Source organism: Limnohabitans sp. JirII-31 (assembly GCF_002778315.1).
In the GTDB taxonomy this organism is placed as follows: Bacteria; Pseudomonadota; Gammaproteobacteria; order Burkholderiales; family Burkholderiaceae_C; genus Limnohabitans.
In genome coordinates, this window is sequence record NZ_NESA01000028.1 from 1 (window position 1) to 1675 (window position 1675).

1 protein-coding gene is annotated in these 1675 nt (G+C 64.0%); it reads right to left on the reverse strand.

All coding sequences use genetic code 11. The features are described 5' to 3' along the window. The coding region (locus tag B9Z41_RS16785; protein WP_233202771.1) for an Ig-like domain-containing protein at positions 1–1675 on the reverse strand (1675 nt) is incomplete at both ends.

The window sequence follows — 1675 nt, forward strand, 5'->3', positions numbered from 1 at the left end:
AGCGCGTGGCCGAAGCGGTGTTGCCGTAGACATCGGCCAGGCTCGCCGTCAGCGTGCTTTGGTCTGTCAGCAAGGCCAAGTCAGCCGCCAACACCGTGACCATCCAACTGCCATCGGCCTGCACCGTCGCGTGGTAGGTGCCACTGCCAAACCCACCGATGTTGACCGTGCGCCCTGCTTCGCTGGTGTCGGTCGTGCCACTGAGCGTCAGGTTGCCCGTGACTTCTTGGGCGTTGAGCGTGTTGTCGCCCGCAAAGGTGTTGATGCTCAAGGCCGGGGCCACGCGGTCCACCGTCAACTCGTTGCTGCTGATGTCGTTGGCCACCGTGTAGCCCACCGCGCTCACGCTCACCGCCACGTCGTAGCTGCCGTCCGCCGTGATCACACCCGCTGGCAAGGCCAGGCTCCAGGTCTTGGCTGTTGCGTCGTAGCTCAGCGCGCTGGGGTTGCTGCCCCCGCCCACCGTGTAGGTGTAACTCGCACCGTGCACCGTGACCGTGAAGGCGTCCCCAGTTTGCAAAGGCAGCTCCACGCTGTTGGGGTCGTTGGGGTCGGTCAACTTGAGCGCACTGCCACTGAGCGTGGGCGTGAGGCTGTTGGTGTTGACCACGTTGACGGTGGGCGTGTCGGGCGGGGCCAAACGCACTTGCAGGGTTTGGCTCACGGCCAGGGCATCGTTGCCCGCCAGGTCTTGCGCGTTGACTTGCAGCGTGTAGTCGTTGCCGTGCACCAGGGCGTTCATGTCCGCCTCAGGGATATCGACGCTCCAGGTGTTGGCGGTGGTGGCGGTGCCGGTATAGGTTTTTTGGTTGAAGTTGACGCTGTAGCTCGCGCCCACCTCCAAGCCCACGGCGGTGCCTTGCAGCAAGAAGGTGCTGCCGGCAATCGCGGTCAGCTCTGCCCGGTTCAAGACGTTGTCTGTGTTGCTCAGTGGCGTGGTGATGGTCAGCGTGGGCGCCAGGGTGTCAATGGCGTAGTTGCCACTGGTGGCGGTGCTGCCGCTGTTGCCCGACACGTCGGTGTAAGTCGCGGCGAGCGTGACCACGTTGCTGGCGTCTTCGAGGTTGGCGGTGGGCGTGAAGGTGCCCGTCCAGGTGACGCCACCGTCGGCGCTGCTGAGGGTGCTCAGGCTACCGTTTTGTACCGTCACGTCGCTGTTGTTGAATCCTGTGACCGCTTCGCTGAAGGTGATGGTCACCAAGCTGGTGTCGCCGATCTTGAGCGCGCTGTCGGAGAGGCTGATGCTGGCCGTGGGGGCCAGGGTGTCGATGGCGTAGTTGGCGCTGATGGCGTTGCTGCCGCTGTTGCCTGCCACATCGGTGTAGCTCGATGCGAGCGTGACCACGTTGCTGGTGGATTCGAGGTTGGCTGTGGGCGTGAAGGTGCCCGTCCAGGTAACGCCGCCATCGGCGCTGCTCATGGCGCTCAAGCTGCCGTTTTGCACCGTCACGTCGCTGTTGTTGAAACCTGTGACGGCTTCGCTGAAGACGATGGTGACCACGCTGGTCTCACCGATCTGTAGCGCGCTGTCGGAGAGGCTGATGGTGGCCGTGGGGGCCAGGGTGTCCACGCTGTAGTTGGCGCTGCTGGCAATGCTGCCGCTGTTGCCTGCGATGTCGGTGTAGCTCGCAGCCAAGCTGACCACGTTGCTGGTGTCTTGCAGGTTGACGCTGGG